At 63.0% G+C, this 25542-nt stretch carries 28 protein-coding genes; 21 read left to right on the top strand and 7 right to left on the bottom strand.

The genetic code is table 11. The features are described from left to right. Positions 1-15 precede the first annotated feature (15 nt). The 14 genes from hisG (at position 16) to tatC (ending at position 9650) form a co-directional block, all read left to right on the top strand. A complete protein-coding gene (hisG, locus tag ACCD03_RS07025) occupies positions 16-705 on the top strand; it encodes an ATP phosphoribosyltransferase (protein ID WP_009241938.1) in 690 nt (229 codons plus the stop codon). Further along, entirely contained in the window at positions 702-2030 is a 1329-nt protein-coding gene (gene hisD / locus ACCD03_RS07020; RefSeq protein ID WP_253541901.1) for a histidinol dehydrogenase, read from the top strand. Before hisG ends, hisD begins: the two co-directional genes overlap by 4 nt. Positions 2031-2046: 16 nt before the next feature. Further along, complete coding sequence (gene hisC, locus ACCD03_RS07015) at positions 2047-3171, top strand: histidinol-phosphate transaminase (protein ID WP_325653300.1); 1125 nt, start codon at positions 2047-2049, stop codon at positions 3169-3171. Further along, positions 3168-3758, top strand: coding sequence for an imidazoleglycerol-phosphate dehydratase HisB (gene hisB / locus ACCD03_RS07010; protein ID WP_024977837.1), 591 nt, complete (start codon positions 3168-3170; stop codon positions 3756-3758). Before hisC ends, hisB begins: the two co-directional genes overlap by 4 nt. Positions 3759-3813: 55 nt before the next feature. After that, entirely contained in the window at positions 3814-4437 is a 624-nt protein-coding gene (locus tag ACCD03_RS07005) for a MarC family protein (protein WP_004634603.1), read from the top strand. Between the two features lie 8 nt (positions 4438-4445). After that, positions 4446-5099 (top strand): imidazole glycerol phosphate synthase subunit HisH, encoded by a 654-nt coding sequence (gene hisH, locus ACCD03_RS07000; protein WP_232041164.1) that lies wholly within the window; start codon positions 4446-4448, stop codon positions 5097-5099. A 76-nt stretch (positions 5100-5175) separates the two neighbouring features. Further along, positions 5176-5919, top strand: coding sequence for a 1-(5-phosphoribosyl)-5-[(5-phosphoribosylamino)methylideneamino]imidazole-4-carboxamide isomerase (gene hisA / locus ACCD03_RS06995; protein ID WP_045203048.1), 744 nt, complete (start codon positions 5176-5178; stop codon positions 5917-5919). 47 nt (positions 5920-5966) lie between these two features. Beyond that, on the top strand, positions 5967-6743 hold the full coding sequence (hisF, locus tag ACCD03_RS06990; protein ID WP_413411190.1) for an imidazole glycerol phosphate synthase subunit HisF: 777 nt from the start codon (positions 5967-5969) through the stop codon (positions 6741-6743). Continuing rightward, on the top strand, positions 6740-7162 hold the full coding sequence (hisI, locus tag ACCD03_RS06985; protein WP_253541903.1) for a phosphoribosyl-AMP cyclohydrolase: 423 nt from the start codon (positions 6740-6742) through the stop codon (positions 7160-7162). Before hisF ends, hisI begins: the two co-directional genes overlap by 4 nt. Further along, positions 7155-7529, top strand: coding sequence for a phosphoribosyl-ATP diphosphatase (locus tag ACCD03_RS06980; RefSeq protein WP_024977831.1), 375 nt, complete (start codon positions 7155-7157; stop codon positions 7527-7529). Before hisI ends, ACCD03_RS06980 begins: the two co-directional genes overlap by 8 nt. 31 nt (positions 7530-7560) lie before the next feature. Next, the gene (locus tag ACCD03_RS06975) at positions 7561-7935 is read left to right on the top strand and encodes a DUF4870 family protein (RefSeq protein WP_092975887.1); all 375 of its coding nucleotides are present in this window, start codon (positions 7561-7563) and stop codon (positions 7933-7935) included. 62 nt (positions 7936-7997) lie between these two features. Then, the gene (gene tatA / locus ACCD03_RS06970; protein ID WP_009241947.1) at positions 7998-8255 is read left to right on the top strand and encodes a Sec-independent protein translocase subunit TatA; all 258 of its coding nucleotides are present in this window, start codon (positions 7998-8000) and stop codon (positions 8253-8255) included. An 18-nt stretch (positions 8256-8273) separates the two neighbouring features. Beyond that, the gene (gene tatB / locus ACCD03_RS06965) at positions 8274-8786 is read left to right on the top strand and encodes a Sec-independent protein translocase protein TatB (RefSeq protein ID WP_045203051.1); all 513 of its coding nucleotides are present in this window, start codon (positions 8274-8276) and stop codon (positions 8784-8786) included. A 60-nt stretch (positions 8787-8846) separates the two neighbouring features. Further along, positions 8847-9650 carry a twin-arginine translocase subunit TatC gene (gene tatC, locus ACCD03_RS06960; protein WP_045203052.1) on the top strand — a complete coding sequence of 268 codons (804 nt, stop codon included), beginning with the start codon at positions 8847-8849 and terminating at the stop codon, positions 9648-9650. An 86-nt stretch (positions 9651-9736) separates the two neighbouring features. Here the strand turns inward: tatC and ACCD03_RS06955 are convergent, their stop codons facing one another. From ACCD03_RS06955 to ACCD03_RS06935, 5 genes are all read right to left on the bottom strand, one after another. Continuing rightward, complete coding sequence (locus tag ACCD03_RS06955) at positions 9737-10822, bottom strand: ABC transporter ATP-binding protein (protein WP_045203053.1); 1086 nt, start codon at positions 10820-10822, stop codon at positions 9737-9739. Further along, complete coding sequence (locus ACCD03_RS06950; RefSeq protein ID WP_325653296.1) at positions 10815-12626, bottom strand: iron ABC transporter permease; 1812 nt, start codon at positions 12624-12626, stop codon at positions 10815-10817. The genes ACCD03_RS06955 and ACCD03_RS06950 overlap by 8 nt, the downstream gene beginning before the upstream one ends. Positions 12627-12713: 87 nt before the next feature. Next, the gene (locus tag ACCD03_RS06945) at positions 12714-13820 is read right to left on the bottom strand and encodes an ABC transporter substrate-binding protein (RefSeq protein WP_092975708.1); all 1107 of its coding nucleotides are present in this window, start codon (positions 13818-13820) and stop codon (positions 12714-12716) included. A gap of 122 nt (positions 13821-13942) precedes the next feature. Further along, positions 13943-15472, bottom strand: coding sequence for a sensor histidine kinase (locus ACCD03_RS06940; RefSeq protein ID WP_413411189.1), 1530 nt, complete (start codon positions 15470-15472; stop codon positions 13943-13945). Further along, positions 15469-16170 (bottom strand): response regulator, encoded by a 702-nt coding sequence (locus tag ACCD03_RS06935; RefSeq protein WP_316678811.1) that lies wholly within the window; start codon positions 16168-16170, stop codon positions 15469-15471. Before ACCD03_RS06935 ends, ACCD03_RS06940 begins: the two co-directional genes overlap by 4 nt. Positions 16171-16290: 120 nt before the next feature. Between ACCD03_RS06935 and ACCD03_RS06930 the strand changes: the two genes are divergently transcribed. Next, the gene (locus ACCD03_RS06930; protein ID WP_045203058.1) at positions 16291-17433 is read left to right on the top strand and encodes an ABC transporter substrate-binding protein; all 1143 of its coding nucleotides are present in this window, start codon (positions 16291-16293) and stop codon (positions 17431-17433) included. Between the two features lie 333 nt (positions 17434-17766). Then, positions 17767-18873 carry a porin gene (locus tag ACCD03_RS06925; protein ID WP_045203059.1) on the top strand — a complete coding sequence of 369 codons (1107 nt, stop codon included), beginning with the start codon at positions 17767-17769 and terminating at the stop codon, positions 18871-18873. A 425-nt stretch (positions 18874-19298) separates the two neighbouring features. Here ACCD03_RS06925 and ACCD03_RS06920 read toward each other — a convergent pair whose 3' ends face one another. Then, a complete protein-coding gene (locus ACCD03_RS06920) occupies positions 19299-20513 on the bottom strand; it encodes a Do family serine endopeptidase (protein ID WP_325653288.1) in 1215 nt (404 codons plus the stop codon). Positions 20514-20532: 19 nt separating this feature from the next. Between ACCD03_RS06920 and ACCD03_RS06915 the strand changes: the two genes are divergently transcribed. After that, positions 20533-21279: a Nif3-like dinuclear metal center hexameric protein gene (locus ACCD03_RS06915; RefSeq protein WP_325653286.1), complete on the top strand. Its 747-nt coding sequence runs from the start codon at positions 20533-20535 to the stop codon at positions 21277-21279. 12 nt (positions 21280-21291) lie between these two features. Here the strand turns inward: ACCD03_RS06915 and mscL are convergent, their stop codons facing one another. After that, complete coding sequence (gene mscL / locus ACCD03_RS06910) at positions 21292-21720, bottom strand: large conductance mechanosensitive channel protein MscL (RefSeq protein WP_045203062.1); 429 nt, start codon at positions 21718-21720, stop codon at positions 21292-21294. 245 nt (positions 21721-21965) lie between these two features. Here mscL and petA point away from each other — a divergent pair, with 245 nt between their 5' ends. The 4 genes from petA to ACCD03_RS06890 all read left to right on the top strand — a co-directional run bounded on the left by petA (position 21966) and on the right by ACCD03_RS06890 (position 25519). Further along, entirely contained in the window at positions 21966-22574 is a 609-nt protein-coding gene (gene petA / locus ACCD03_RS06905; protein ID WP_045203063.1) for a ubiquinol-cytochrome c reductase iron-sulfur subunit, read from the top strand. After that, a complete protein-coding gene (locus ACCD03_RS06900; RefSeq protein ID WP_325653317.1) occupies positions 22574-23977 on the top strand; it encodes a cytochrome bc complex cytochrome b subunit in 1404 nt (467 codons plus the stop codon). The genes petA and ACCD03_RS06900 overlap by 1 nt, the downstream gene beginning before the upstream one ends. Positions 23978-24014: 37 nt before the next feature. Continuing rightward, positions 24015-24758, top strand: coding sequence for a cytochrome c1 (locus ACCD03_RS06895; RefSeq protein WP_325653284.1), 744 nt, complete (start codon positions 24015-24017; stop codon positions 24756-24758). Between the two features lie 149 nt (positions 24759-24907). Then, positions 24908-25519, top strand: coding sequence for a glutathione S-transferase N-terminal domain-containing protein (locus ACCD03_RS06890; protein WP_004634649.1), 612 nt, complete (start codon positions 24908-24910; stop codon positions 25517-25519). The last annotated feature ends 23 nt before the right edge of the window (positions 25520-25542 follow it).

The following is a 25542-nucleotide window of genomic DNA, read 5'->3' as shown; positions in this document are numbered from 1 at the left end:
AGGAACCCGCCGGCCATGAACGCATTCCAGTCCGCCTCCAACCAGCTCACGCTGGCGCTGTCCAAAGGGCGCATCTTTGAAGAGACGCTGCCTCTGCTGAAGGCCGCCGGCATCGAGGTGACCGAAGATCCGGAAACCTCGCGCAAGCTGATTCTGCCGACGTCGGATCCGGCGTTGCGCGTGATCATCGTGCGCGCGTCCGACGTGCCGACCTACGTGCAATACGGTGCGGCGGACTTCGGCGTAGCCGGCCGCGACGTGCTGATGGAGCACGGCATGGCGGGCCTGTATGCGCCCATCGACCTGAACATCGCCCGCTGCCGCATGTCGGTGGCGGTGCCCAAGGGCTTCGATTACGCCAACGCGGTGCGCCAGGGGGCGCGCCTTTCGGTGGCGACGAAGTATCTGAATACCGCGCGCGAGCACTTCGCCAAGAAGGGCGTGCACGTCGACCTGATCAAGCTGTATGGTTCGATGGAGCTGGGCCCGCTGGTGGGCCTGGCTGACGCCATCGTCGACCTGGTCAGCACGGGCGGCACGCTGCGCGCGAACAACCTCGTCGAGGTGGAAGAGATCGTGCAGATATCTTCCCGACTGGTCGTCAACCAGGCTGCGCTGAAACTCAAGCGCGACCGGCTGGCGCCGATCCTCGACGCTTTCGAGCGCGCCTCCGCGACGGACGCGCGCGTTGGGGAAGCCGCATGAGCCTGACCATCCGTAAGCTGGATTCGGCTGAAGCCGGATTCGCGGCGCAACTGCGCCAGGTGCTCGCTTTCGAAGCGAGTGAAGACGAAGCCATTGATCGCGCCGCCGCGCAGATCCTGGCTGACGTGAAGGCGCGCGGCGACGCCGCCGTGCTGGAAGCCACGCGCCGCTTCGATCGTATCGAAGCCGACAGCGTGGCCGCCCTGGAACTGTCGCCCGCCACGCTGCAGGCTGCGCTCGATGGCCTGGAGCCCAAGCGCCGCGCGGCGCTGGAAGCTGCTGCTGCCCGCGTGCGCGCGTATCACGAGAAGCAGAAGATCGAGTGCGGCACGCACAGCTGGGAATACGCCGAAGCCGACGGCACGGTGCTCGGCCAGAAAGTGACGCCGCTCGATCGCGTGGGCATTTACGTGCCGGGCGGCAAGGCGGCATACCCGTCGTCGGTGCTGATGAACGCGATTCCGGCGCGCGTGGCCGGCGTCAAGGAAATCATCATGGTGGTGCCCACGCCCGGCGGCGTGCGCAATGAACTGGTGCTGGCTGCGGCTTGCATTGCCGGTGTGGACCGCGTGTTCACCATCGGCGGCGCGCAGGCCGTGGGTGCGCTCGCTTATGGCACCGACACCGTCCCCGCCGTCGACAAGATCGTCGGCCCGGGTAACGCCTATGTGGCCGCTGCCAAACGTCGCGTGTTCGGCACGGTCGGCATCGACATGATTGCCGGTCCGTCGGAAATCCTCGTCATCTGCGATGGCACGACCGATCCGGATTGGGTGGCGATGGACCTGTTCTCGCAAGCCGAGCACGACGAGCTGGCCCAGTCGATCCTGCTGTGCCCGAACGCCGAGTTCATCGCGCAGGTGGAAGCCAGCATCAACCGTCAGCTCGAAGACATGCCGCGCCGCAGCGTGATTGCCGAATCGCTGTCGGGCCGTGGCGCGCTCGTCAAAGTACGCGACATGGACGAGGCGTGCGACATCGCCAACGACATCGCTCCCGAACATCTGGAGATTTCGGCCGAGAACCCGCGCCAATGGGCCGAGCGCATCCGCCACGCGGGCGCGATCTTCCTTGGCAAGTACACCAGCGAATCGCTGGGCGATTACTGCGCGGGTCCGAACCACGTGTTGCCGACCTCGCGCACGGCGCGCTTCTCGTCGCCGCTGGGCGTGTACGACTTCATCAAGCGCTCCAGCCTGATCGAAGTGAGCGAAGCCGGTGCGCAGATGCTGGGCGAGATTGCTGCCGAGCTGGCCTACGGCGAAGGCTTGCAGGCGCATGCCCGCAGCGCTGAATATCGCCTGCAACGCCCCGCCTCCGAATAACACGCGCCGCACAACGATGACCGCCACCGCTCCGGCAAAAGCCTCTTTGGATGACCTGCTCGCCCGCATCGTGCGCGACGACGTTCGCGCCATGGGTGCGTACCACGTGCCCGACGCGACCGGCATGGTCAAGCTGGACGCGATGGAGAACCCGTATTCGCTGCCGGCGATGCTGCGCGACGCGTTGGGCAAGCGCTTGGCCGAAGTCGCGCTCAATCGCTACCCGGTGCCGACCGCCGACGCGCTCAAGGCGCAGCTCAAGCAGGTGATGCACGTGCCGGCCGGCGCCGAGGTACTGCTCGGCAACGGTTCGGACGAGATCATCAGCCTGATCGCCATTGCGGCGGCAAAGCCAGGCGCGACCGTGCTGGCGCCCGTGCCGGGTTTCGTAATGTACGCGATGTCGGCGCAGTTGCTCGGCCTGAACTTCGTCGGCGTGCCGCTCAAGGCGGACCTGACGCTCGACCGTGAAGCCATGCTGGCCGCCATGGCTGAGCACCAGCCCGCCGTCATCTACCTGGCGTATCCGAACAACCCGACCGGCAACCTGTTCGACGCGGCCGACATGGACGCGATCATCCACGCCGCACGCGGCCCGGTGTGCCAGAGCCTGGTGGTGGTCGACGAGGCCTACCAGCCGTTTGCGCAACATAGCTGGATGCCGCGCCTGCGCGATTTCGATCACCTTCTGGTGATGCGCACGGTCTCGAAGCTGGGCCTGGCGGGCATCCGCCTTGGCTACGTGGCCGGCCACCCGAAGTGGATCGCCGAGCTGGACAAGGTGCGTCCGCCGTACAACGTGAATGTGCTGACCGAGGCGACTGCCCAGTTCATGCTCGAACACGTGGATGTACTGGATGCCCAGGCAGCGACCCTGCGCGCCGAGCGCACCAAGTTGATCGAAGCGCTGTCGGCCCAACCGGGCGTGACGGTCTTCCCGAGCGCGGCAAATTTCATCCTGCTGCGCGTGCCCGATGCCGCCGCTTTGTTCGAGCGCCTGCTCAATCGGCGGATTCTGATTAAAAACGTCAGTAAAATGCACCCGTTGCTGACCAACTGTCTGCGCGTGACGGTCAGCAATCCCGAAGAAAACGCGCAATTTATCGATGCCTTTGCCGCATCGATGCAGGAAGCCCCATGAGCCGCCGTGTAGAGGTCACTCGTAATACCTCTGAAACGCAGATCCGCGTCGCCCTTGATTTGGACGGCACGGGCAAGCAGACGCTGAACACCGGCGTACCCTTCCTCGACCACATGCTCGACCAGATCGCCCGACATGGCATGGTCGACCTGGACGTCTCGGCCACCGGCGACACCCATATCGACGATCATCACACCGTGGAAGACGTCGGCATCACGCTGGGCCAGGCCGTCGCCAAAGCCATCGGCGACAAGAAGGGCATCGTGCGCTACGGCCATAGCTACGTTCCGCTGGATGAAGCCCTGTCGCGCGTGGTCATCGATTTCTCCGGCCGTCCGGGCCTGGAGTTCCACGTGCCGTTCACGCGCGCACGCGTCGGCAACTTTGACGTGGACCTGTCCATCGAATTCTTCCGCGGGTTCGTCAACCATGCCGGCGTGACGCTGCATATCGACAACCTGCGCGGCGTCAACGCGCACCACCAGATCGAGACCGTGTTCAAGGCTTTTGGGCGCGCGCTGCGCATGGCGGTGGAGATCGACCCGCGCGCTGCCGGTACGATTCCGTCGACCAAGGGCGCCCTGTAAATCACCGCGTCGGCCTGGCCGCGCCTACCCGACTCCCAAACCGGCCGCCGATCCGATGGATCTGACAAAAAGCTTTTTCTCGCTGCTCGCGCTGATCAACCCGATCGGGGCGATCCCGTTCTTCATCAGCCTGACCGAGAGCCAGACGGATGAAGAGAAGCGCCGCACCATCAAGGTCGCGTCGATTTCGGTGGCGATCGTGATTGGTCTGTCGGCGTTGCTCGGCGAGCAGATCATCAGCTTTTTCGGGTTCTCGGTTGGCTCGCTGCAGGTCGGCGGCGGGATCATCATGATCATGATCGCGCTGAACATGCTCAATGCGCAGACCAGCCGCACCAAGGCCACGCCCGAAGAAGAGGACGAGGCCGGCGCCAAGGCCAGCATTGCCGTTGTGCCGTTGGCGATTCCGCTGCTCACGGGCCCAGGCTCGATCAGCACGGTCATCGTCTATGCCGGCAAGACCAAGCATTGGTGGGACCTGTTTCTCCTGGCTGGGGTCGGTGTTGCGATCGCAGTCGTGGTCTGGATCGTGTTGCGCGCGGCCGAGCCGATCGCCCGTGTGATCGGTCGCACCGGCATCAACGTCGGCACGCGGTTGATGGGCTTGATCCTGGCGGCGCTGGCCGTGGAATTCATCGTTGATGGGCTGAAAACCCTGTTGCCCGTACTTAGGGCCTAAGTTAAGTCATGACTAAGATCGCAATCGTCGATTACGGTATGGGCAATCTGCGCTCGGTAGCGCAAGCCTTGATGGCCGTTGCTCCAGAGGCCGATGTGCGCATCAGTGCGCAAGCGGATGAAATTCGTTCGGCCGACCGCGTGGTGCTGCCGGGTCAGGGCGCCATGCCCGACTGCATGGCTGCGTTCGACCAGTCCGGCCTGCGCGACGCTGTGCTGGAGGCATCGCGCAGCAAGCCGATGCTCGGCGTGTGCGTGGGCGAGCAGATGCTGCTCGAGCGCAGCACCGAGGCACGCCCCGGGCAGCAGTACACCGAAGGGTTGGGCCTCATCAAAGGCGATGTGGTCCGCTTTGACCTGGACGGCCAGTTGCAGCCGGACGGTTCACGGTACAAAGTGCCTCAGATGGGCTGGAACCGCGTGCACCAGAGTCGTGCCCACGCCCTATGGGAAGGTGTGGCGGATCAGAGCTATTTCTATTTCGTGCACAGCTACTACGCCCGGCCTGCCAACGCCGACGAGTCGGTCGGAGAGACCGAATACGGCGTGCGGTTTACCTCCGCCATCGCCCGGGATAATATTTTTGCAACACAGTTTCACCCGGAAAAAAGTGCGCAAGCCGGCCTGCAGATCTACCGGAACTTCGTGCACTGGAATCCGTGACACCCGCCGTGGCGTCGCAATCGAATCCATTTTTCGCCCTTTTTAATCTTTTCCCCTCAACTCTGTCGTCACGCTTATGTTGCTCATCCCGGCCATCGACCTGAAGGACGGTCAGTGTGTGCGCCTCAAACAAGGCGATATGGATCAAGCCACCGTATTCTCGGAAGACCCTGCAGCCATGGCGCGGCATTGGGTCGAGCAGGGTGCGCGCCGCTTGCACCTTGTCGATCTGAATGGCGCTTTCGCGGGCAAGCCGCGTAACGAGGCGGCCGTCAAGGCCATCCTCGCCGAGGTGGGCGATGAGATTCCCGTGCAACTCGGCGGCGGCATCCGCGATCTGGGCACCATCGAGCGCTGGCTCGACGATGGTTTGTCGTACGTGATCATCGGCACGGCGGCGGTCAAGGATCCGGGCTTTCTGCGGGACGCATGCACGGCGTTCGGCGGCCACATCATCGTCGGGCTCGACGCCAAGGACGGCAAGGTGGCGACCGACGGCTGGAGCAAGCTCTCGGGCCACGAAGTCGTTGACCTCGCCAAGAAGTACGAAGACTACGGCGTCGAAGGCATCATCTACACCGATATCGGCCGCGACGGCATGCTGCAGGGCATCAACATCGATGCCACCGTCAAGTTGGCACAGTCGGTGAAGATTCCGGTCATCGCCAGTGGCGGCCTGTCGAACCTGAAGGACATCGACCATCTTTGCGCGGTCGAAGAATATGGCGTGGAGGGCGTGATCTGTGGTCGCGCGATCTACTCCGGCGACCTGAACTTCAAGGAAGCGCAAGCCCTCGCGGACAAACTCGGCGCGGCCTGATCGTTGATCCAGCCGTGCACAACGGGCGCTCCGGCGCCCGACTCATCATGCTAGCCAAACGAATCATCCCCTGCCTGGACGTGACCAACGGCCGGGTGGTCAAGGGCGTCAACTTCGTCGAATTGCGCGACGCAGGCGACCCCGTCGAAATTGCACGCCGTTACGACGAGCAGGGCGCCGACGAAATCACCTTCCTCGACATCACGGCCACGTCGGACGGGCGTGACCTGATGCTGGGCATCATCGAAGCAGTCGCTTCGCAGGTGTTCATTCCGCTGACGGTGGGCGGCGGTGTGCGCGCGCTGGAAGATGTGCGCCGGCTGCTCAATGCGGGTGCGGACAAGATCAGTATGAACTCGTCGGCGGTGTCGAATCCGCAACTGGTTTCAGACGCCAGCGCTCGCCATGGCGCGCAGTGCATTGTCGTGGCCATCGACGCGAAGAAGGTGTCGGGCGAAGGCGAGGCGCCGCGCTGGGAGGTCTTCACGCACGGTGGCCGCAAGGTCACGGGCCTGGACGCCGTGGCGTGGGCACGTGAAATGGCCCAGCGGGGCGCCGGCGAAATCCTGCTCACCAGCATGGACCGGGACGGTACCAAGGCCGGCTTCGATCTGGAACTCACGCGCGCCGTGTCGGACGCAGTGCCGGTGCCGGTCATCGCCTCAGGTGGCGTCGGCAACCTGCAGCATCTGGCAGACGGCATCCAGCAAGGTCACGCCGATGCGGTGTTGGCCGCCAGCATCTTCCATTACGGCGAATACACCGTCGGCCAGGCCAAGCAATTCATGGCGGAGCATGGCATCCCAGTACGGATCGGACTATGAGCAAGAAGTGGCTGAACAAGGTCCACTGGGACGACAACGGCCTGGTACCGGTGATCGTGCAGGAGCAGGGCAGCAATGACGTCCTGATGTTCGCCTTTATGAACCGCGAGGCGCTGCAGAAGACCGTGGAAACCGGCGAGGCCGTGTTCTGGTCGCGCTCGCGCAAGCGCTTGTGGCACAAGGGCGAGGAGTCCGGTCACATCCAGAAGGTGCACGAAATCCGTTTGGACTGCGACGAAGACGTAGTCTTGCTCCGCGTCACACAAATCGGTGGCATCGCCTGCCATACTGGGCGCCACGCGTGCTTTTTCCAGAAGTTCGAAGGCAATGTGGAGGACGGCGACTGGCACACCGTCGAGCCCGTGCTCAAGAGCCCCGACGACATCTACGCCGGCAAGCCCGGCCACAATCATGAGTGACACCCTGCGCCGCCTGGGCGAGGTGCTCGAATCCCGCAAGCTCGCCAACGGCGGCGACCCGGAAAAGAGCTACATCGCCCGCCTGTTCAACAAGGGCGACGATGCCATCCTCAAGAAGATCGGCGAAGAGGCCACCGAGACGGTCATGGCAGCCAAGGACGCCCGCGCCGCAGGCATGACCGACGAGGCGCGCAGCAAGGTCGTCTATGAGGTGGCCGACCTCTGGTTCCACACCATGGTGTTGCTGTCGCACTTCAACCTCACGCCGGATGACGTCGTCAGTGAACTGGCGCGCCGCGAAGGGCTTTCCGGTCTGGAAGAGAAGGCGCTGCGCAAGTCGCAGGCGCGCGACGCGGCGGGTGACTGACTACGGTGACGAATCGTCGCAGGGAGGCAGCGTGGACAAATACGGAGCGGCAATGGTGGTGACGGACGACGCGGAGCGCCTAGCCGGACTGCGTCGCCTGACGCATATTCTGTATGCGCTCTACGCCATTTTTTGGCTGACCGGCGGTATCACCGCATTGATTGCCATCATCGTCGGGTATGTTAAGCGGGACGATGTGCGGGGCACGCTGTATGAGTCGCACTTCCGTTGGCAAATCCGTTCGTTCTGGTGGTGCGTACTGTGGGGTGTGATCGGCGTGCTGCTCATTCCCGTGGCCTTTATCGGCTTTGCTGTCCTGTGGGCTCTGGGGATCTGGATGCTGTATCGTATTGTGAAAGGTTGGCTGTATTTGAATGACAGCAAACCGATGTACGCAAATCCGTAAAATCAACCAATGGCGTCGCCACCGTTGCGACGCCGCTAGCCGTATTTACGTGGGAGTAGGACATGGGTTCCTTTAGCATTTGGCATTGGCTGATCGTGCTGGTCATCATCATGATGGTGTTCGGCACGAAGAAGCTGCGCAACATCGGTTCGGATCTGGGCAGCGCCGTGAAGGGCTTCAAGGACGGCATGCGCGAAGGGCAGGAAGACAAGCCCGCAGGTTCGCAACAACCGCAACAGACCGCCGGCCAGCCGCCGCGCGAGCTGCACGATTCGACGACGATCGACGTCGAAGCGCGCGACAAGTCCAAGCAAGGCTGAACCGGCGCGCGCTGACCGATGATCGATCTCGGCATTTCCAAGCTGGCGCTGATTGGCATGGTGGCGCTCGTCGTCATCGGGCCGGAGCGTCTGCCCAAGGTGGCGCGCACCGCTGGCGCCTTGCTTGGCCGCGCACAGCGCTACATCGCCGACGTGAAGGCCGAGGTCAGCCGCGAAATCGAGCTTGAAGAGTTGCGCAAGATGCGCACCGACTTCGAGCAGGCCGCGCGCAATGTCGAGCAGACCATCCACCAGGAGGTCAGCAAGCACACGACCGAGATCAACGAACGCCTGAACGAGGCGCTTGGTGATCCCGCGCAAACGGCGACCTCCGCTCCAGACTGGCGCCCGGCACCGGGCAAGTCGCGCAATGGCCGCAACAGCTGGCGCAACAAGCAACTCTCGATGCCCAAGTGGTACCGCCAGAAGCAAGGCGTGCGCATGTGGGCGCAATCGGGTGCGGCACGCGTCAAGCGTCATCGTCCGCCCATCGTTGCCGCACAGTCGCGTGCGCGCTCCTTCTTCGAATGATTTTCGGGCGCGGGCCGTTTCTGCGGTGCCGCGTCCTGACTTCCCTTTTTCCTACCCGACATGAGTGCCGCTCCGCTCGATCCGCAAGAGTCGCCCGAGGACGGCGCGCAGGAAACCTTCATTTCGCACTTGGTCGAGCTGCGCGAGCGCATCGTCAAGGCAGGTGCAGGCGTGCTGCTGGTCTTTCTGGGCCTGGTCTACTGGGCGCCGGATATCTTCAACCTGTTCTCGCGGCCGTTGATCCAGGCGTTGCCCAAGAACGGTCACATGATCGTGACTGACGTCACCGGCTCGTTCTTCGTGCCGATGAAGGTGACGCTGCTGGCCGCCTTCCTCATCGCCCTGCCGTGGGTGCTGTACCAAATCTGGCGCTTTGTGGCACCAGGCTTGTATACGCACGAGAAGCGGATGATAATGCCGCTGGTGGTGAGCACCTACGTGCTGTTCCTGTGCGGTGTGGCATTCGCATATTTCCTGGTTTTCCCGACGGTGTTCAAGGTGATGGCGCACTACAACGCGCCGCTGGGTGCCGAAATGTCGACCGACATCGACAAGTATCTGAGCTTTGCGATGACCACGTTTCTTGCCTTCGGCATCACCTTCGAGGTGCCGGTGGTGGTGATGGTGCTGGTGCGCTTTGGCATCGTGAGCCTGGATAAGCTGCGGCAGGCACGGCCATACGTGGTGGTGGGTGCGTTCGTGATTGCCGCGGTGGTGACGCCCCCGGATGTGATGTCGCAGCTACTGTTGGCCGTGCCGCTGTGGTTGCTGTACGAGCTGGGGCTGATCTTGGCGGCAATTTTCCTGCGTCAGGCCACGGCTGCGGAGAACAATCCCGAGCACTTGCCGGTGGTGAAGGACTGACAGGCTGACCCCAGCGTCAGCCAAAGAAAAAGGCAGCCGAGGCTGCCTTTTTTGTTGCCGATGAATCCGCAGTTGCTGCTGTTGCCTCAAGCCGCGTACAGCCAGAACTGTTCGCGCGGGAAGGTCAGTGCGTACTTGCCGTCGCTCGGGGCGCTGGCGGAGTAGGCGCGCAGGCCTGTGCCGGTCGCGCCGCTGTCGTCGGTGGCGCGGAACAGGCATTCCCAACGGTCGCCCAGATACATGCGCGTAGCGAGTGGCAGGTGGATGGTGTTGTCGGCGTTGTCGACGCCCACGCGCACCTGTTCGAGGCGGATCACGCCGTGCGCTGATGCACCGGGCTTCAAATCACCGCGCGCCACACCCCACAGCGACCAGCCGCCAGTCTCGTCCACCAAGCGCGCCATGCCGTCACGCACTTCGGCGATCTTGCCGTTGATGCGGTTGTTGCTGCCCATGAACTCGGCGGTGAAGAGTGTTTCGGGCGCGCCGTACATCTGCTCGGGCGTGCCTTGCTGTTCGATCACGCCGTTATTCAGCAGCAGGATGCGATCGGACATGGCCATCGCTTCGCTCTGGTCGTGCGTGACCATCAGGGCCGAAAGGCCCAGGCGCACGATCAGCTCGCGCAGGAAGGCGCGGGCTTCTTCGCGCAGCTTGGCGTCGAGGTTCGAGAGCGGCTCGTCGAGCAGGATCACGGGCGGGTTGTAGACCAGCGCGCGGGCGATGGCCACGCGCTGCTGCTGGCCGCCGGAGAGCTGGCTCGGGAAACGCTCGCCCAGATGGCCGAGGCCCAGTTGCTGCAGCACCGCTTGCACGCGTTCCTTGATCTGCGCGGCAGGCGTCTTGCGCAGCTTGAGCGGGTAGGCGACGTTCTCGGACACGGTCTTGTGCGGCCACAGCGCGTACGACTGGAACACCAGGCCCAGGTTGCGCCCTTCGGCCGGCACGTCGAGCTTCTTGGCGCCGTCGAACATGACCCGATCGCCGATCTGGACAGTGCCCTGGCTCGCTTGCTCGAGGCCGGCGACAGCACGCAGCAGCGTGGTCTTGCCCGAACCCGACGGGCCCAGCAGCGAGACGACCTCGCCCTTCTGCAGCTGCATCGAGACACCCTTGAGAACCGGGTTGTTGCCGTATTGCAGGTGCAGGTCGTTGACAGTGAGTTCAATCATGGAGCTTCACTCCGAAACGCAGTGCGATGCCGAGGCCGACGGCCACCAGCACGATATTGACGAAGGACAGCGCGGCAACGATATCGATGGCGCCGCCCGCCCACAGGGAAACCAGCATCGAGCCGATCGTCTCAGTGCCCGGCGACAGCAGGTACACACCGGTCGAATACTCGCGCTCGAAAATCAGGAAGATCAGCAGCCAAGCGCCCAGCAGGCCGTAGCGCGTGAGCGGTACGGTCACGTCGCGCGTGGTGCGGGCACGGGTGGCGCCCACCGAGCGTGCGGCTTCTTCCAGCTCCGGACCGACCTGCAGCAGCGCGGCCGAGATCAACCGCAGGCCATAGGCCAGCCACACCACCGTGTAGGCGATCCACACGCTGAAGATCGTGCTGCGCAGGTCGCGCAGGCTCGGCACGATGTTCTCGATGATCCAGTTGGCGAACGGCAGGCCGCTGTCGGTCAGGCCGGTCTCGATCCAGTTGGGCACGAACAGAAACACCCACAGGAAGGCCAGGCCAGCCAGGAGACCCGGAATGGCGCGAGGCACCAGCACGCTGTAATCGAGGAAGCGCGTCCAGCCATCCGGCTTGCGGTGCATGGCCAGGCCGATGCATGTGTAGCAGCCCACCGCCAGCGCGCCGCCGATCACGCCGATCAGCACCGTGTTGACCATCGCACGCAGGAACTGCGGCTGCTCGAAGATCTGCTGGAACGCCGTGGTCGAGAATGCGTCGACCAGCGACACGCCTTCACCCCAGTTCGACACGAAGGCGCGCAGCGCGATACCCGAGAGCGGCACCACCACCGTCACGAAAAACCACAGAACCACCACCGCCCACGCCGGCCAGCGCCAGTTGCCCAGCGGCAGCGGACGGCTGCGCGTGACCTTGCCCTTGACCGTGACAAAGCGGTTGGCCGACTTCAGCATGTAGCGTTGCAGCAGCACCAGCGGGAACGTCACCATCACGAGGCAGACCGCCACGGCCGCCATCAGGTGATACGCCGGCGTGCCGAGCTTGTTCGTCAGCTTGTACAGATAGGTCGCCAGCACGAGGTGGCCTTCCGGATCGCCCAGCACGAGCACCAGGCCGAACACCTCGAAGCCCAGGAACGTCACCAGCACGGCTGCGTACAGCAAGGCGGGGCGCACCATCGGCAGGCTCACGTTGAGCGCCACCGACAGCGGCGATGCCCCCGCGATACGGGCGGCTTCTTCCACGTCAGAACCGAGGCTGCGCAGCGCCGACGAGACATACAGATACACGTGCGGCACGTGCGTCAGGCCGGCAATGATGATGATGCTTGTGAACGAATACACGTTCCACGGTGCACCGCCAAACACGCTCTTGAACCACACGGTGTAGAAGCCTACCGGGCCGGCGGACACCACGTAGCCGAACGCCAGCACCATAGGCGAGACGAACACCGGAATCATCAGCAGCGGTTCGAGAACGCGGCGGCCGGGCAAGTCCGAGCGCACCATCAGGAACGCCAGGATGCCGCCCAGCGGTACCGAGATCACCGCCAGGCCGAAAGCGAGCGCGGTGGATTTCTCAAAGGCCTGCCAGAAATCCGAATCCGTAAAGATGAAGCGATACGCATCCAGCCCCGCCAGCGCGTCGGGCATGAAGAACGGCGCGGACAGAAAGCTCTGGTAGAAGATCAGCGCCAGCGGCGTGAAAATCGCCAGCGCGGTAAGCAGAATGACCACGCCGCGCGGCAAAGCCTGTCCCACACGCGTCCAGGGCGAGCGCTTGAGGGTGACTTGGCGAGCGGCGGCACGGTCTTGCGCTAGAGAACGCATGGTGCCTCCAGGAGGAACCGGCGCCAGATACGGATGGCGCCGGCGGGTCGGTCAGATGAGAAGGGTGCCGATGATCAGCGGATCAGATCAACGGCCGGCGGCGGTGCGCCATTGCTTGATGAAGTCCAGACGCTTCTTGGGTTCCAGGAAGGCCAGGATCGATTCGTCAACCGGAATCGGCTTGATGCTGTTGCCGAGAATCTTCTTCAGGCCTGCGGCGGTGGCTTCGCCCGTCACGTCTTCACGCAGCGAGTGCAGATCCGACTTGTTGGCGAGGATTTCCTGGCCGCGCTTGGACAGGATGTAGTCCAGCCACAGCTTGGCCGCGTTCGGGTTCTTCGCCTTCTTGGCGATCATCGCCACGCGCGACACCACCAGCGTGTAGTCCTTCGGATAGACGATGCCGATCGACGGATCCTTCTTGGCGCGTGCAATCGCGTACGAACCGAGGATGTTGTACGCCACCAGGTTTTCACCCGAGGCCACGCGCTCCATCATCGTGCCGGTGGAGGACTGCAGCACGAGGTTCGGGCCCACCGCCTTGACGAAGTCGAAGTACTGCGGCGAATCGAGATTGTCTTGCGCCGCCATCATGAAGCCCACGGCCGACTTCTCGATGTCGTACGTCGTGACCTTGTTCTTGAAGCGCTCGGGTTGGCTGGCGACCAGCTTGGCGAAATCGGCGTGCGTTTGCGGCACTTCCGAATCTTTGATGAGGCGCTTGTTGTACAGGAACACGGCCGGCTCATACGTCGTGCCGTATGCGATGCCCTTGTGGACCGCCCACTTCGGGAGGTTCGGCACTTCGGGCGAGTCGTACTTCATCGCGTAGGTCTGCGCGAGCTTGAGCTGCGAGTCCATCGACGAGTTCCACATCATGTCAGCCGAGGCGCCACCGGCTGCCTGCTCGCTGATGAAGCGGTTGTACAGCTCGCTGCTGTTCATGTCGTTGTACTCGACCTTCACACCCGGGTAGAGCGACTCGAAATCCTTGATCAGCGGATCTGCAGCCTTGGTGTCGGTCGTCGCATACACGACCACCTTGCCTTCCTTCTTGGCGGCGGCGATGGTGTCGGCGTAGTTGGCGGGGTAGCCGGCCGGGACTTGTGCGAAGGCGGCAGCGCTGAGGGTCAGGGCGGCGGCTGCAATCGAAGCGAGAGCGGCGTGCGCAGGCGTAAAGCGTCCACGAAGCATGAGTTTGTCTCCTGTTTGCTTGTGATGGCGTGGGGCCGGCTACTTATGACTTGTTGCTCGTAGCTCGGACGGATGGCCCCAGGTGCGGCGGATTATAGAAATCGCGCGCTTTCGCCACGCTTTCATTGCGGCTGCTGCATCGCAGCATGTTCAAAGGGGGCGGCCGCAGTCGCCAGCGGCACGCGAATCCGCGCCGACAAACCGACGCCACCGTGCTCGTTCGGCTCGCCGTCGGCCAGCTCGATTTGCCCGCCGCTACGCGCTGCATAGGCACGTGCGATGGCCAAGCCGAGGCCAGAACCTTCGGCGGCATAGCGGGCGTCTTTAGGCGCGACCTTGGGTTTACCCGAGCGACCTCCGCCCTCGTGCGCACGGCGGAAGCGCTGGAACGCGTGTGCGCGCTCGTCGGCGTTCATGCCGGGCCCGGTGTCGTCCACGCAGACCAGTGCGGCATCGCCTTCCGCCGTGGCGCGTACGGTGATGCGTCCGCCGGCCGGCGTGTAGCGGATGGCGTTGTGCACGAGGTTGGAGAGCGCCTCGCGCAGGAAGGCCGGATAGCCGATGACGGGCAGCGCCATGGCGAGGCCGCCGTCATCCCACCCGAGGTCCTGCTGTTTTTCGCGCGCCAGCGGTAGTGCGTCTACCACCACGTCGCGCGCCAATTCACCAAAGTCAAAGATTTCGGCCGGCGCATCCTGTCCGGCATGTCGTGCGCGGGCGAGGGCGAGCAATTGCGTTGTCAGCCGGTTCGTCGACTGCAGGCGCGCGATGATGGCGGACAGGCTTTCGCGCACGCGCGCCGGGTCGGTTTCGCGCAGCGCGTATTCGGCCTGCGTGAGCAGTACGGCCAGCGGCGTGCGCAACTGGTGCGACGCATCGGCAAGGAACTGGCTTTGCGCCTCTGCAAGTTCGGCGTAGCGATGAATGTGGTGATTGATCGCGTCGACCAGCGGGCGCACTTCAGCGGGCACATCCGTGGCGTCGAGCGGACGCAGGTCATCCGACGCCCGCACGCCGATGCTGCGCGCCAGGCGATTGAGTGGGCGCAGCGCGACGGTCACGCCGAGCCACAACAGCGCGGCGCTGACCGCCACCAGCGCCGCATCGCGCAGCAGCGTACCGCGCCACACCGCCTGTTGCAGCGCGCGTCGCGTCTCGATGGTTTCCGCCACCTGAATGACGATGCGTGCCGGCAGCCCCGGCTGGTAGAGCGGCTTGGCCACGGCGGCCACGCGTACGGGCTCGTCGTGGTACACCGCGTCGTAGAAGAGCGGGGTGTCATTTTCCAGCCGCGTGACGGGCAGCGGCAGATCGTCGTAGCCGGTCAGCGCGGCTTCAGGCGCCTTGCCGGGCAGGGACTCGAACGCGACGCGGTAATAGACATTGCTCTGCGCGGTCGATTCGAACATCGACAGCGCCACATACGGCACGTTGACCTGGACCTGCCCGCGCTCGATCGTCACGCCGTTCTCGATGGCGCGCACCGAGCCGAGCAGGGCGCGGTCGTACGCGCGATCGGTCGCGCTACGCAGCGCCTGGTACGCCGAGACGATGTCGATGGCCAGCACACCTACCAGCCCCGGCAGCAGCAACCAGAGCAGCGTGAGTTTCAGGCTGCGCGGCAGCCGAAGCCAGGCGAGCCGCTTCATCATGCGCTGCTATCGCCGGCGGCGGGCGCTTCACCATCGCCGGCTTCGAGCATGTAGCCCAGCCCGCGTACGGTGACGATCTGCACGCCCGTGCCCGCCAGCTTTTTGCGCAGGCGGTGCACGACCACCTCCACTGCATCGGGGCTGGAATCGCTGTCCAGGTTGAAGACCTTGTCGAACAGATGCACCTTGCTGATAGGCTGGCCGGTCTTGTGCAACAGCGCCGACAGCGCGGCGTGCTCACGCGGCGTGAGCGACAGCGGCTCGCCGGACAGCAGGAATGCCTTGCGTCCGGTGTCGAACTCCAGCGGCCCGCAACGCAGACGCGGGAACGCCCGGCCGCGGCTGCGGCGGATGAGCGCCATCAACCGCGCTTCCAGCTCGGACAACGCGAACGGCTTGGTGAGGAAATCGTCCGCGCCGGCATTGAGGCCGCGCACGCGTTCATCCAACGCGCCCTGCGCGGTGAGGATCAACACCGGCGTGCGGTCGTCGCGCGCGCGCATGTCGGCCAGTACGGCAAAGCCATCCTTGCGCGGCAAGCGCAGGTCCAGCACCACCGCGTCAAATTCTCCGGAGCCGAGGAACGCTTCCGCGATGACGCCATCGGCCGCGCGCTCGATCACGAAGCCGCTTTGCGCCAGCGCGCGCGCCAGCCATGCGGCCAATTCTTCCTCATCCTCCACCAGCAAAATCCGCATCGGGTGTCTCTCAATATCGTTCTGGCTACTTTTTCATGATAATGCGTGGCGCCCTGATCTCGGCCACATCGCCGATCACACCGTCCACCTGATGCGCAGCACAGTTGCGCGTCGACAGGCATGTCGTCCATCCTCAATTCCCGTCGCCGTTGGCTATGTCAGACCGCCGCCTTGCTGGCTGCAAGCGGCGTCGTCGCGCGCGGGGCGCAGGCGCAGTGGCTGGCCCGTCCGGCGCCGGAGCTGCCGTCGTACTACCCGCGCGATTACGGCGCGATGATCGACGCCGCGCGTCGCGAAGGCCGTGTCACGGTGTATTCCACGACGGATTTCTCCGCCGCGTACCCGCTTATCCGCGCCTTCGAAACGCGCTACCCCGGCATCACCGTCGACTACCGCGAGCAAAACAGCGACGACATTTACCGCCGCTTCCTTGCTGAATTCGCCGCCAAGTCGCCGGGCGCCGACGTGGTCTGGAGTTCGGCCATGCCCGAGCAGTTCAAGCTGGTGAACGACGGCCACGCACTCTCGTACGCCTCGCCCGAACGGCCGTACCTGCCGTCATGGGCCATCTGGAAGAACGAGGCCTACGGCACGAGCTACGAGCCGGTCGTCTTCGTCTACAACACGCGCCAGTTGCCGGCGGAGTTGATCCCTTCCACCCACGCCGACTTCGCCCGCATTCTGAATGGCCATCGTGACTTGCTGCGCGGCCGCGTCGCCTCGTACGACATCGAGCACTCCGGCTCGGCCTTCCTCTTCGCCGCCGAAGACGCGCGCACCACGCCGGTGTTCTGGGATGTTGCCAAGGCATTGGGTGGCGTCAACGTCAATCTGTACATCACCACGGCCGCGATGCTGGAGCGCGTCGCTTCCGGCGAAAGCCTGCTCGCCTACAACGTGATCGGCTCGTACGCCGCGCGCTACGCCGATCGCAACCCGGCGCTCGCCATCAAGATGCCCACCGACTACACGCTGGTGGCTACGCGCGTCGCCTTCATCGCGCGGCGTGCTGCCCGCCCGAACGCCGCGCGCCTCTGGCTCGACTTCATGCTTTCGCGTGATGGCCAGAGCGTGATGGCAGACCGCGCATTCCTGTTTTCGCTGCGCCAGGACGTCGAGACCGGGCTCACTGCCAAGCGCCTGCTCGCCGAACTTGGAAATACGCACCGGCCCATCCCCGTCGGCCCGGGTTTACTCGCCCATCAAGATCAGCTCCGTCGTGCCGATTTCCTAAAGCGATGGCACGCAGCACTCGGTCGATAAAAAGAGAATAAACGATCACTTTTGCTGTAACGTGGTGCGAAGGCGACAATTCAGAACCGGCACAAACTCCCCAAATTTGTTGGGTGGGGAGAGGGTGACAATCGCCCGCCAACCCCAGTGCCACCGCGCAAAAAGCGGGTCGCGCCCCCCTCTTAACGGGGTCTGGCGCGTGTTGCCCATGAGCAACAACTTGGCCGCAAATCGCGGCCCAGAGCCAGAAAGGGTTTCCGGAATCAGTCAACGCTGGCACATAATGCGGTCAGACGTGAGGTATCTGCGTCGTCCATAAGGACAGTCAAGATTTCCCAATCAGTTGACAAGGAAAGTGTCGATATGAAGATGAAACTGTTTGCAGCTGCTGTTGCAGCTCTGGCCGCCGGTGGCGCCTATGCACAATCCTCCGTGACCCTGTACGGCGTGGTCGACGCTGGTCTGACCTACGCAAACAAGGTTCCGGGCGCAACCGCTGGTTCGAGCGGCTCGCGTTTTGGCCTGGATTCGGGCGGCCTGTCGGGCTCGCGTTGGGGCCTGCGTGGCGTTGAAGACCTGGGCGGTGGCCTGAAGGGTATCTTCAACCTGGAAAGCGGCTTCAACCTGGACACGGGTACGTCGGCTCAAGGTGGCCGTCTGTTCGGTCGTAACGCTTACGTCGGTCTGCAAGGCCAGTGGGGTCAACTGACCCTGGGTCGTCAGCAAAACCTGCTGTATGACTTCTCGCTGATGTATGACCCGATGGCAATCGCCACGCGTTACTCGCTGGCCTCGCAAGACGCGTTCTTCGCTGGTCGTGCTGACAACGCCGTCAAGTACGTCGGCACGTTCGGTGGCCTGAGCGTCTCCGGTCTGTACTCGTTCAACTACAACGGCAACGAAGTGGCTGGCAGCAACAAGACCGGCCGCGAGTGGAGCCTGGGTGCTAACTACGCTGGCGGCCCGCTGGGTATCGGCGCAGTGTACGACCAGACCAACTCGACGACCGTTGGTAGCGACAACCGCGAACAACGCGCCACGATCGCTGGCACGTACGCTTTCGGCCCGGCCAAGCTGTACGCTGGCTACCGTTGGTACAAGGCTAACTACGCAACTGTTGCTGGCAACGGCAACCTGCGTTCGAACCTGTACTGGGCTGGCCTGGGTTACCAAGCTACTCCGGCTCTGTCGCTGACGGGTACGGCTTACTACCAACAGTTCAAGAACAGCGGTACGGGCAACCCGTGGCTGTTCGTGGTCGGTACCGACTACGCTCTGTCGAAGCGCACCGACGCCTACTTCAACGTGGCCTATGCTAAGAACAGCGGCGGCTCGGGTCTGGGCGTTATGGGTCTGAACGACACTGGCTACGCTGGCACGACGCTGACGGGCGGCAACCAAGTGTTCTCGGGCCCGAACAACAGCAACAACCAGTTCGGCGCTACCGTCGGCCTGCGTCACAAGTTCTAATTTGACGCGCTCGTAAGGGCGCATCGAATTAAACGGTTAAACGCCGATTCCGAAAGGGATCGGCGTTTTTCTTTGTGCGAACGATCCGTAGCGTGCCTCCATGCTCGAAACGCTGCCGAGGATGGCTCGGCTTGATGTGCAAGCTTCGGTTGATGATGCGAGTGCAGGCGAAGCGAGCGGGAAGTCGTCTCGCTTGCTGTCTTGTGGCGGCATAAACCCGGGTGCGCCGACGCCGCCCCAGCAGAGCGTGACGCAGGCAGTTCGCAGCGATGTCGCGCACCTCTGTTGGTCTGATCGCTTGTTGAGCGGGCGTGGCCGCATCAAGGTGGCCCACCGCCTCAACATGTTGGCTTGATGGCCAAGCGTGCGCGCATAAAAAAACGGCGGCACATTTGGCCGCCGTTTGTGTGTTCCAAAACTGCTGCTTACTGTTGTTCTTCGTCGTCCTGCGAGGGCATCGGTACGTTGCGACGCGTCGGCGGCGGACGCTTGCCGACCACGATAGTCAGTTCCACTGCCTTGCCTTTGCGCGACACCGTTACTTTGGCTTCCGCGCCGGGTTGCAGCTGAGCGATGCTGTTGAGCAGCGCCGTCGTATCCAGGATTGGCTCACCGTTGACGCTGGTGAGGATGTCTCCCGGGCGCAGGCCCGCCTTGTCGGCGGGGCCACCTTGCACCACGGCGGCAATCAGCGCGCCATCCTTGCGGGACAAGCCAAACGACTCGGCAATTTCCGGCGTCACATCCTGCGGCTCAACGCCGATCCAACCGCGCACCACGCTACCGGTCGAGATGATCGATTCCATCACCTGCTTGGCCAGCGACACCGGAATCGCAAAGCCAATGCCCAGCGAGCCACCCGAGCGCGAGTAGATCGCTGTGTTGATCCCGAGGAGGTTGCCGTCGGCATCGACCAGCGCGCCACCCGAATTGCCTGGGTTGATCGCCGCGTCGGTCTGGATGAAGTTTTCGAAGGTGTTGATGCCCAAATGGCTGCGACCCAGGGCGGAGACAATGCCCATCGTGACCGTCTGGCCCACGCCGAACGGGTTGCCAATGGCTAGCACCACGTCACCGACGCGCACATTCTCCAGCCGGCCCAGCGTGATGGCGGGCAGATTCGGCAGGTTGATCTTGAGGACGGCCAAGTCGGTTTCGGGATCGGAGCCGACCACCTTGGCGTTGGCCTTGCGGCCGTCGGTCAGGGCGACTTCAATCTCGTCGGCGCCGTCCACCACGTGGTGGTTCGTTAGAATGTAGCCTTCCGAGCCGACGATCACGCCCGAGCCAAGACTGGCCGTGGGTTCCTGGCGTTGTTCTGGGGCGCGGTCTCCGAAGAAGAAGCGAAACCACGGATCTGCGCTGGCCTGCGGGTTATTGCCGCGCTTCGGCGCGTTCTTGCTGCTGAAGATGTTGACCACCGCAGGCATGGCGACCTTGGCGGCCTCCGCGTAAGAGTTGCTGGAGGTGCCGCCGTGGCCGAGCGGCGCGACTTCCTTAAGCGCAACAATTGGCGAGCCGGATTGCACTGCCACCTTGCCGCGCTGCAGCCAATCAGGCTTGAGCGTGGCGATCACAAACCAGACGGCCAGGACGACCGTGACGGCTTGCGCGAAGAACAGCCAAAAGCGGCGCAACATAGAGCGAAATTGAGTCCAAATGGATCGAAAAGAACTTGAATTGTACTTGAACGACCTGTTACAGGCGGCCCGTTTTCGGGACTATTGCCCCAATGGTCTACAGGTACAAGGGCGCGACGCCATTACGCATATCGTGACGGGGGTGACCGCCAGCCTGGCACTGATCGAAGCCGCCATCGAAGCCCGTGCCGATGCCATCCTCGTGCATCACGGCTATTTCTGGAAGGGCGAGGACGGCCGTGTCGTGGGGCAGAAGCATGCGCGCCTGAAGCAACTTCTGGCGCACGATCTCAACCTGTTCGCGTATCACCTGCCGCTCGATGCGCATCCTGAACTGGGCAACAACGCGCAGCTGGGTGCGTTGCTGGGCATCTCGCCCCAGGGCCGGTTCGGCGACGATGAACTTGGCTGGATTGGTACGCTTGCCGAAGCGACTACGCTGGGCGCTTTTGCGCAGACGGTGTCGGCCAAGCTGAATCGGGCGCCCCTCGTGATCGGCGAGGAGGATCGCCCGGTGCGCACAGTCGGGTGGTGCACGGGCGGTGCCCAAGGTTGGTTTGATGCTGCCGTGGCCGCCGGTGTGGACGTGTATCTGAGCGGTGAGGCGTCGGAGCAGACCACGCATCTCGCGCGCGAATCGGGGGTTGCCTATATCGGTGCGGGCCACCACGCCACCGAGCGCGGCGGCGTTCAGGCGCTCGGCAATCACCTGGCCGAGCGCTTCGCCGTGCGTCACACCTTCATCGATATCCCGAATCCGGTGTGATTCGACGTCCGATTACGGCTTGGTCTTCAGGCTGTCGCGAATCTCGCGCAGTAGCAGGATGTTTTCCGGCGTTTCAGCGGGTGCTGCCGGCGGGTTGGCGTCGATCATGCGCGTGATGGCGCGCACCATCAGAAACACGATAAATGCCAGAATTAGAAAGTTGACCGCCACGGTGATGAAGTTGCCGTAGGCGAAGACTGGCACGCCAGCCTTCTTCAGATCGACAAGGGTGTGCGGCACGCCCGCTGGCGCCTCTGCCAGCTGGATGAACAGGTTCGAGAAATCCAGCTTGCCAACGATGCGGCCGATCAGCGGCATGATCAGATCATTGACGAGCGAATCGACGATTTTGCCGAAGGCCGCACCGATGATCACCCCCACTGCCAGGTCGATCACGTTGCCGCGCATCGCGAATTTCTTGAAGTCTTGCATCAGTGCCATCGGTTTTCTCCGGATTGTTTGATTCGAGACAAACGGTCAAGCTAACGAACGGTTGACCTGAATTGTTGAAAGCGAGGCTGCAAGAGCCATGCCAAAGCCTTGTCAGCATTGGGCTGGCGGGCGATCGGCGTGTTCACTATATCCGTAACCGCTGCGCCCGGCGACCGCTATCGTTCGCTCGGTACGCTCGGGTATAATTTTTGGTTGACGCGAATCTATCTTGATTTCTCATCCTGGGGTCTTGAATGAGTGACCAGCAAAACGTGGACAAGGGTCGCCGTAATCTATTGATTGCGACGTCCGTGGCTGGTGGTGTGGGAGGGGTTGCAGTTGCGGCCCCTTTCGTTTGCACATTCGCACCATCTGAAAAAGCCCGTGCAGCGGGCGCGCCCATAGAGGCCGACGTGAGTGACCTGGCCCCCGGCCAGATGAAGGTGGTGGAATGGCGCGGCAAGCCGGTCTGGCTGCTAAAGCGCACGCCCGACATGCTGGAATCGCTCAAGAAGACCGATAACGAAGTCGCCGACCCCAAGTCCGACGTGCCCTTCACCATGAAGACGCCGGACTATTGCAAGAACGAAACCCGCTCCCGTGCCGAGCATAAAGACCTGCTGGTCGTGGTCGGCATCTGCTCGCATCTTGGTTGCTCCCCGTCTGGTCCGTTTCCCGCGGGCGCCAATGTGCAGCTCGCCGGAGACCCCGGCTTTGTCTGCCCGTGTCACGGCTCCACGTTCGATCTGGCTGGCCGCGTGTTCAAGAACAAGCCCGCGCCGCAAAACCTCGACGTTCCGCCGTACATGTTTCTGTCCGACACGAAACTGGTGATCGGTAAAGACGAGAAAGGAGAGGCTTGATCATGGCCGAGAAGAAGGTGGAGACAACCGGGCTGCTGGGCTGGATCGATGCACGCTTCCCTGCATCCGAGCTGTGGAAGGCGCATCTGTCGGAGTACTACGCGCCGAAGAATTTCAACTTCTGGTATTTCTTCGGCTCGTTGGCGCTGCTGGTGCTGGTGATCCAGATCGTCACGGGCATCTTCCTGGTGATGAACTACAAGCCAGACGGCACACTCAACGCCGCTGGCATCCCCGTCGCCTACGCGAGCGTGGAATTCATCATGCGCGAGGTGCCGTGGGGCTGGCTGGTGCGGTACATGCACTCGACCGGCGCTTCGGCGTTCTTCATCGTCGTGTATATGCACATGTTCCGCGGCATGCTGTACGGCTCGTACCGTAAGCCGCGCGAGCTGGTCTGGATCTTCGGCTGCCTGATCTTCCTGTGCCTGATGGCCGAAGCGTTCATGGGCTATCTGCTGCCATGGGGCCAGATGTCGTACTGGGGCGCGCAGGTGATCGTGAACCTGTTCTCCGCTATCCCGCTGATCGGCCCGGACCTGTCACTTTGGATTCGCGGCGACTACGTGGTGTCTGACGCGACGCTGAACCGATTCTTCTCGTTCCACGTTATCGCGGTGCCCCTGGTGTTGCTGGGCTTGGTGGTGGCGCACATCATCGCGCTGCACGAAGTGGGCTCGAACAACCCGGACGGTGTCGAGATTAAGGCCAAGAAGGACGAGCGCGGTATTCCGCTCGACGGCATTCCGTTCCACCCGTATTACTCGGTGCACGATATCGTGGGCGTGGCGGTGTTCCTGTTCATCTTCAGCGCGATCGTGTTCTTCGCGCCGGAAATGGGCGGCTACTTCCTGGAAGCCAACAACTTCATCCCAGCAGATTCGCTTAAGACGCCGCTGCACATTGCGCCGGTCTGGTACTTCACGCCGTTCTACTCGATGCTGCGCGCAACCACGTCGGACTTCCTGCCGTGGCTGTGGGGCTTCATCGCGATCATGCTGGGTCTGCTGTTCGTGCGCTCCAAGAGCATGAAGATCAAGGGCGTGGCGGTGGCTGTAGCCGTAATCCTCGCGCTGGGCTTCGCTTTCATCGACGCGAAGTTCTGGGGTGTGGTGGTGATGGGCGGTTCGGTGGTGATCTTCTTCTTCCTGCCGTGGCTGGATCAGTCGCCGGTCAAGTCGATCCGCTATCGCCCGGGCTTCCACAAAACGCTGCTGATCCTCTTCGTGATCGCCTTTGCGGTGCTGGGCTACCTGGGTATTCAGCCGCCAAGCCCGGTCGGTTCGATCATCTCGCAGATCGGCACCATTCTGTACTTCGCGTTCTTCCTCGCGATGCCGATCTGGAGCCAGATCGGGACGTTCAAGCCAGTGCCTGAGCGCGTCACGTTCACGCCGCACTGATTCGAGCCGAGCACAAGGACCCATGAAGGACACAAGAATGAAAAAGCTGCTTGCGATTTTCGCCTTGGCCGGTCTCGTGTTTGCCGCGCCTGTGATGGCCAATGAGGGCGGCGTGCCGCTCGATCCGGCGCCCAACCAGTCCAGCGACACGTCTGCGCTGCAGCGCGGCGCCAAGCTGTTCGTCAACTATTGCCTGAACTGCCACGGCGCCAGCGCCATGCGCTACAACCGCCTGCGCGACATCGGTTTGAGCGAGGAGCAGATCAAGCAAAACCTGCTGTTCTCGTCAGACAAGGTCGGCGACACGATGCGCATCGCCATGGACCGCGAGGACGCGAAGAAGTGGTTTGGTGCCGTACCGCCAGACCTCTCGGTGATTGCCCGGGCGCGCGGCAGCGACTGGCTCTACACCTACCTTCGCACGTTCTACCGTGACGACACACGTCCGACCGGCTGGAACAACCTGGTCTTCGACAAGGTTGGCATGCCGCATGTGCTGTGGGAACTGCAAGGCCAGCAAGTGCCGAAGTACGCCGAAGTGAAGTCCGAGCACGGTGAGGCCGAGAAGAAGCTTGTCGGCCTTGAAGTGACGGTCCCAGGCAAGATGAACAAGGTCGAATATGACCAGGCGGTGGCTGATCTGGTCAGTTATTTGGACTGGATGGCTGAGCCTGCGGGCAACCTGCGCAAGCGCCTCGGCGTCTGGGTATTGTTGTTCATTGGCGTGTTCTTCGTGCTGGCCTGGCGCCTGAATGCGGCCTATTGGAAGGACATCAAGTAAAATCCGTGTTTTCCGGGCAAGGGCTAGGCCGGTGGAGAACTGGCTCTAGCCCTTTGCCTTTTCGCTTTTGTGCCGTGGCGATGTCATTTGTCGTCACGGCTGTACCGTCATAGGGCCGCCCCCGGCCCATGCGCCAAGGAACTACAACCATGATGGTCTTGTACTCGGGCACCACTTGCCCGTTCTCGCAGCGTTGCCGCCTCGTCCTGTTCGAAAAGGGCATGGATTTCGAGATTCGCGACGTCGATCTCTTCAACAAGCCGGAAGATATCGCGGTGATGAACCCGTACGGCCAGGTGCCCATCCTGGTTGAGCGCGACCTGATTCTGTACGAGTCGAACATCATCAACGAGTACATCGACGAGCGCTTCCCGCACCCGCAGCTGATGCCGGCCGATCCGGTGCAGCGCGCCCGCGCCCGCCTGTTCCTGTTCAACTTCGAGAAGGAACTGTTCACGCACGTCTCCGTGCTCGAGAACGAAAAGGGCAAGGCCGCCGAGAAGAATCACGAGAAGGCACGTGCGGCCATCCGCGACCGCCTTACGCAGCTGGCTCCGATCTTCCTGAAGAACAAGTACATGCTGGGCGAAGAGTTCTCGATGCTGGACGTGGCGATTGCGCCGCTGCTGTGGCGTCTGGACCACTACGGCATTGAGGTCTCCAAGAATGCGGCCCCGCTGATGAAATACGCTGAGCGTATCTTCAGCCGTCCGGCGTATATTGAAGCGCTGACGCCGTCGGAAAAGGTCATGCGCCGCTGATTGCCGCTGGGTCGCCGGTCTCG

Source organism: Ralstonia sp. Ralssp135 (assembly GCF_047304345.1).
GTDB classification, from domain to species: Bacteria; Pseudomonadota; Gammaproteobacteria; order Burkholderiales; family Burkholderiaceae; genus Ralstonia; species Ralstonia chuxiongensis.
Note: the sequence above shows the minus strand (reverse complement) of the source record. Positions and strands in the feature narration are given on the sequence as shown.

What these genes read in the sequence shown, in the direction of transcription:
- hisG (WP_009241938.1), top strand. Translation starts at nt 16, where the DNA reads ATGAACGCATTCCAGTCCGCCTCCAACCAGCTCACGCTGGCGCTGTCC.
- hisD (WP_253541901.1), top strand. Translation starts at nt 702, where the DNA reads ATGAGCCTGACCATCCGTAAGCTGGATTCGGCTGAAGCCGGATTCGCG.
- hisC (WP_325653300.1), top strand. Translation starts at nt 2,047, where the DNA reads ATGACCGCCACCGCTCCGGCAAAAGCCTCTTTGGATGACCTGCTCGCC.
- hisB (WP_024977837.1), top strand. Translation starts at nt 3,168, where the DNA reads ATGAGCCGCCGTGTAGAGGTCACTCGTAATACCTCTGAAACGCAGATC.
- ACCD03_RS07005 (WP_004634603.1), top strand. Translation starts at nt 3,814, where the DNA reads ATGGATCTGACAAAAAGCTTTTTCTCGCTGCTCGCGCTGATCAACCCG.
- hisH (WP_232041164.1), top strand. Translation starts at nt 4,446, where the DNA reads ATGACTAAGATCGCAATCGTCGATTACGGTATGGGCAATCTGCGCTCG.
- hisA (WP_045203048.1), top strand. Translation starts at nt 5,176, where the DNA reads ATGTTGCTCATCCCGGCCATCGACCTGAAGGACGGTCAGTGTGTGCGC.
- hisF (WP_413411190.1), top strand. Translation starts at nt 5,967, where the DNA reads ATGCTAGCCAAACGAATCATCCCCTGCCTGGACGTGACCAACGGCCGG.
- hisI (WP_253541903.1), top strand. Translation starts at nt 6,740, where the DNA reads ATGAGCAAGAAGTGGCTGAACAAGGTCCACTGGGACGACAACGGCCTG.
- ACCD03_RS06980 (WP_024977831.1), top strand. Translation starts at nt 7,155, where the DNA reads ATGAGTGACACCCTGCGCCGCCTGGGCGAGGTGCTCGAATCCCGCAAG.
- tatA (WP_009241947.1), top strand. Translation starts at nt 7,998, where the DNA reads ATGGGTTCCTTTAGCATTTGGCATTGGCTGATCGTGCTGGTCATCATC.
- tatB (WP_045203051.1), top strand. Translation starts at nt 8,274, where the DNA reads ATGATCGATCTCGGCATTTCCAAGCTGGCGCTGATTGGCATGGTGGCG.
- tatC (WP_045203052.1), top strand. Translation starts at nt 8,847, where the DNA reads ATGAGTGCCGCTCCGCTCGATCCGCAAGAGTCGCCCGAGGACGGCGCG.
- ACCD03_RS06955 (WP_045203053.1), bottom strand. Translation starts at nt 10,822, where the DNA reads ATGATTGAACTCACTGTCAACGACCTGCACCTGCAATACGGCAACAAC.
- ACCD03_RS06950 (WP_325653296.1), bottom strand. Translation starts at nt 12,626, where the DNA reads ATGCGTTCTCTAGCGCAAGACCGTGCCGCCGCTCGCCAAGTCACCCTC.
- ACCD03_RS06945 (WP_092975708.1), bottom strand. Translation starts at nt 13,820, where the DNA reads ATGCTTCGTGGACGCTTTACGCCTGCGCACGCCGCTCTCGCTTCGATT.
- ACCD03_RS06940 (WP_413411189.1), bottom strand. Translation starts at nt 15,472, where the DNA reads ATGATGAAGCGGCTCGCCTGGCTTCGGCTGCCGCGCAGCCTGAAACTC.
- ACCD03_RS06935 (WP_316678811.1), bottom strand. Translation starts at nt 16,170, where the DNA reads ATGCGGATTTTGCTGGTGGAGGATGAGGAAGAATTGGCCGCATGGCTG.
- ACCD03_RS06930 (WP_045203058.1), top strand. Translation starts at nt 16,291, where the DNA reads ATGTCGTCCATCCTCAATTCCCGTCGCCGTTGGCTATGTCAGACCGCC.
- ACCD03_RS06925 (WP_045203059.1), top strand. Translation starts at nt 17,767, where the DNA reads ATGAAGATGAAACTGTTTGCAGCTGCTGTTGCAGCTCTGGCCGCCGGT.
- ACCD03_RS06920 (WP_325653288.1), bottom strand. Translation starts at nt 20,513, where the DNA reads ATGTTGCGCCGCTTTTGGCTGTTCTTCGCGCAAGCCGTCACGGTCGTC.
- ACCD03_RS06915 (WP_325653286.1), top strand. Translation starts at nt 20,533, where the DNA reads ATGGATCGAAAAGAACTTGAATTGTACTTGAACGACCTGTTACAGGCG.
- mscL (WP_045203062.1), bottom strand. Translation starts at nt 21,720, where the DNA reads ATGGCACTGATGCAAGACTTCAAGAAATTCGCGATGCGCGGCAACGTG.
- petA (WP_045203063.1), top strand. Translation starts at nt 21,966, where the DNA reads ATGAGTGACCAGCAAAACGTGGACAAGGGTCGCCGTAATCTATTGATT.
- ACCD03_RS06895 (WP_325653284.1), top strand. Translation starts at nt 24,015, where the DNA reads ATGAAAAAGCTGCTTGCGATTTTCGCCTTGGCCGGTCTCGTGTTTGCC.
- ACCD03_RS06890 (WP_004634649.1), top strand. Translation starts at nt 24,908, where the DNA reads ATGATGGTCTTGTACTCGGGCACCACTTGCCCGTTCTCGCAGCGTTGC.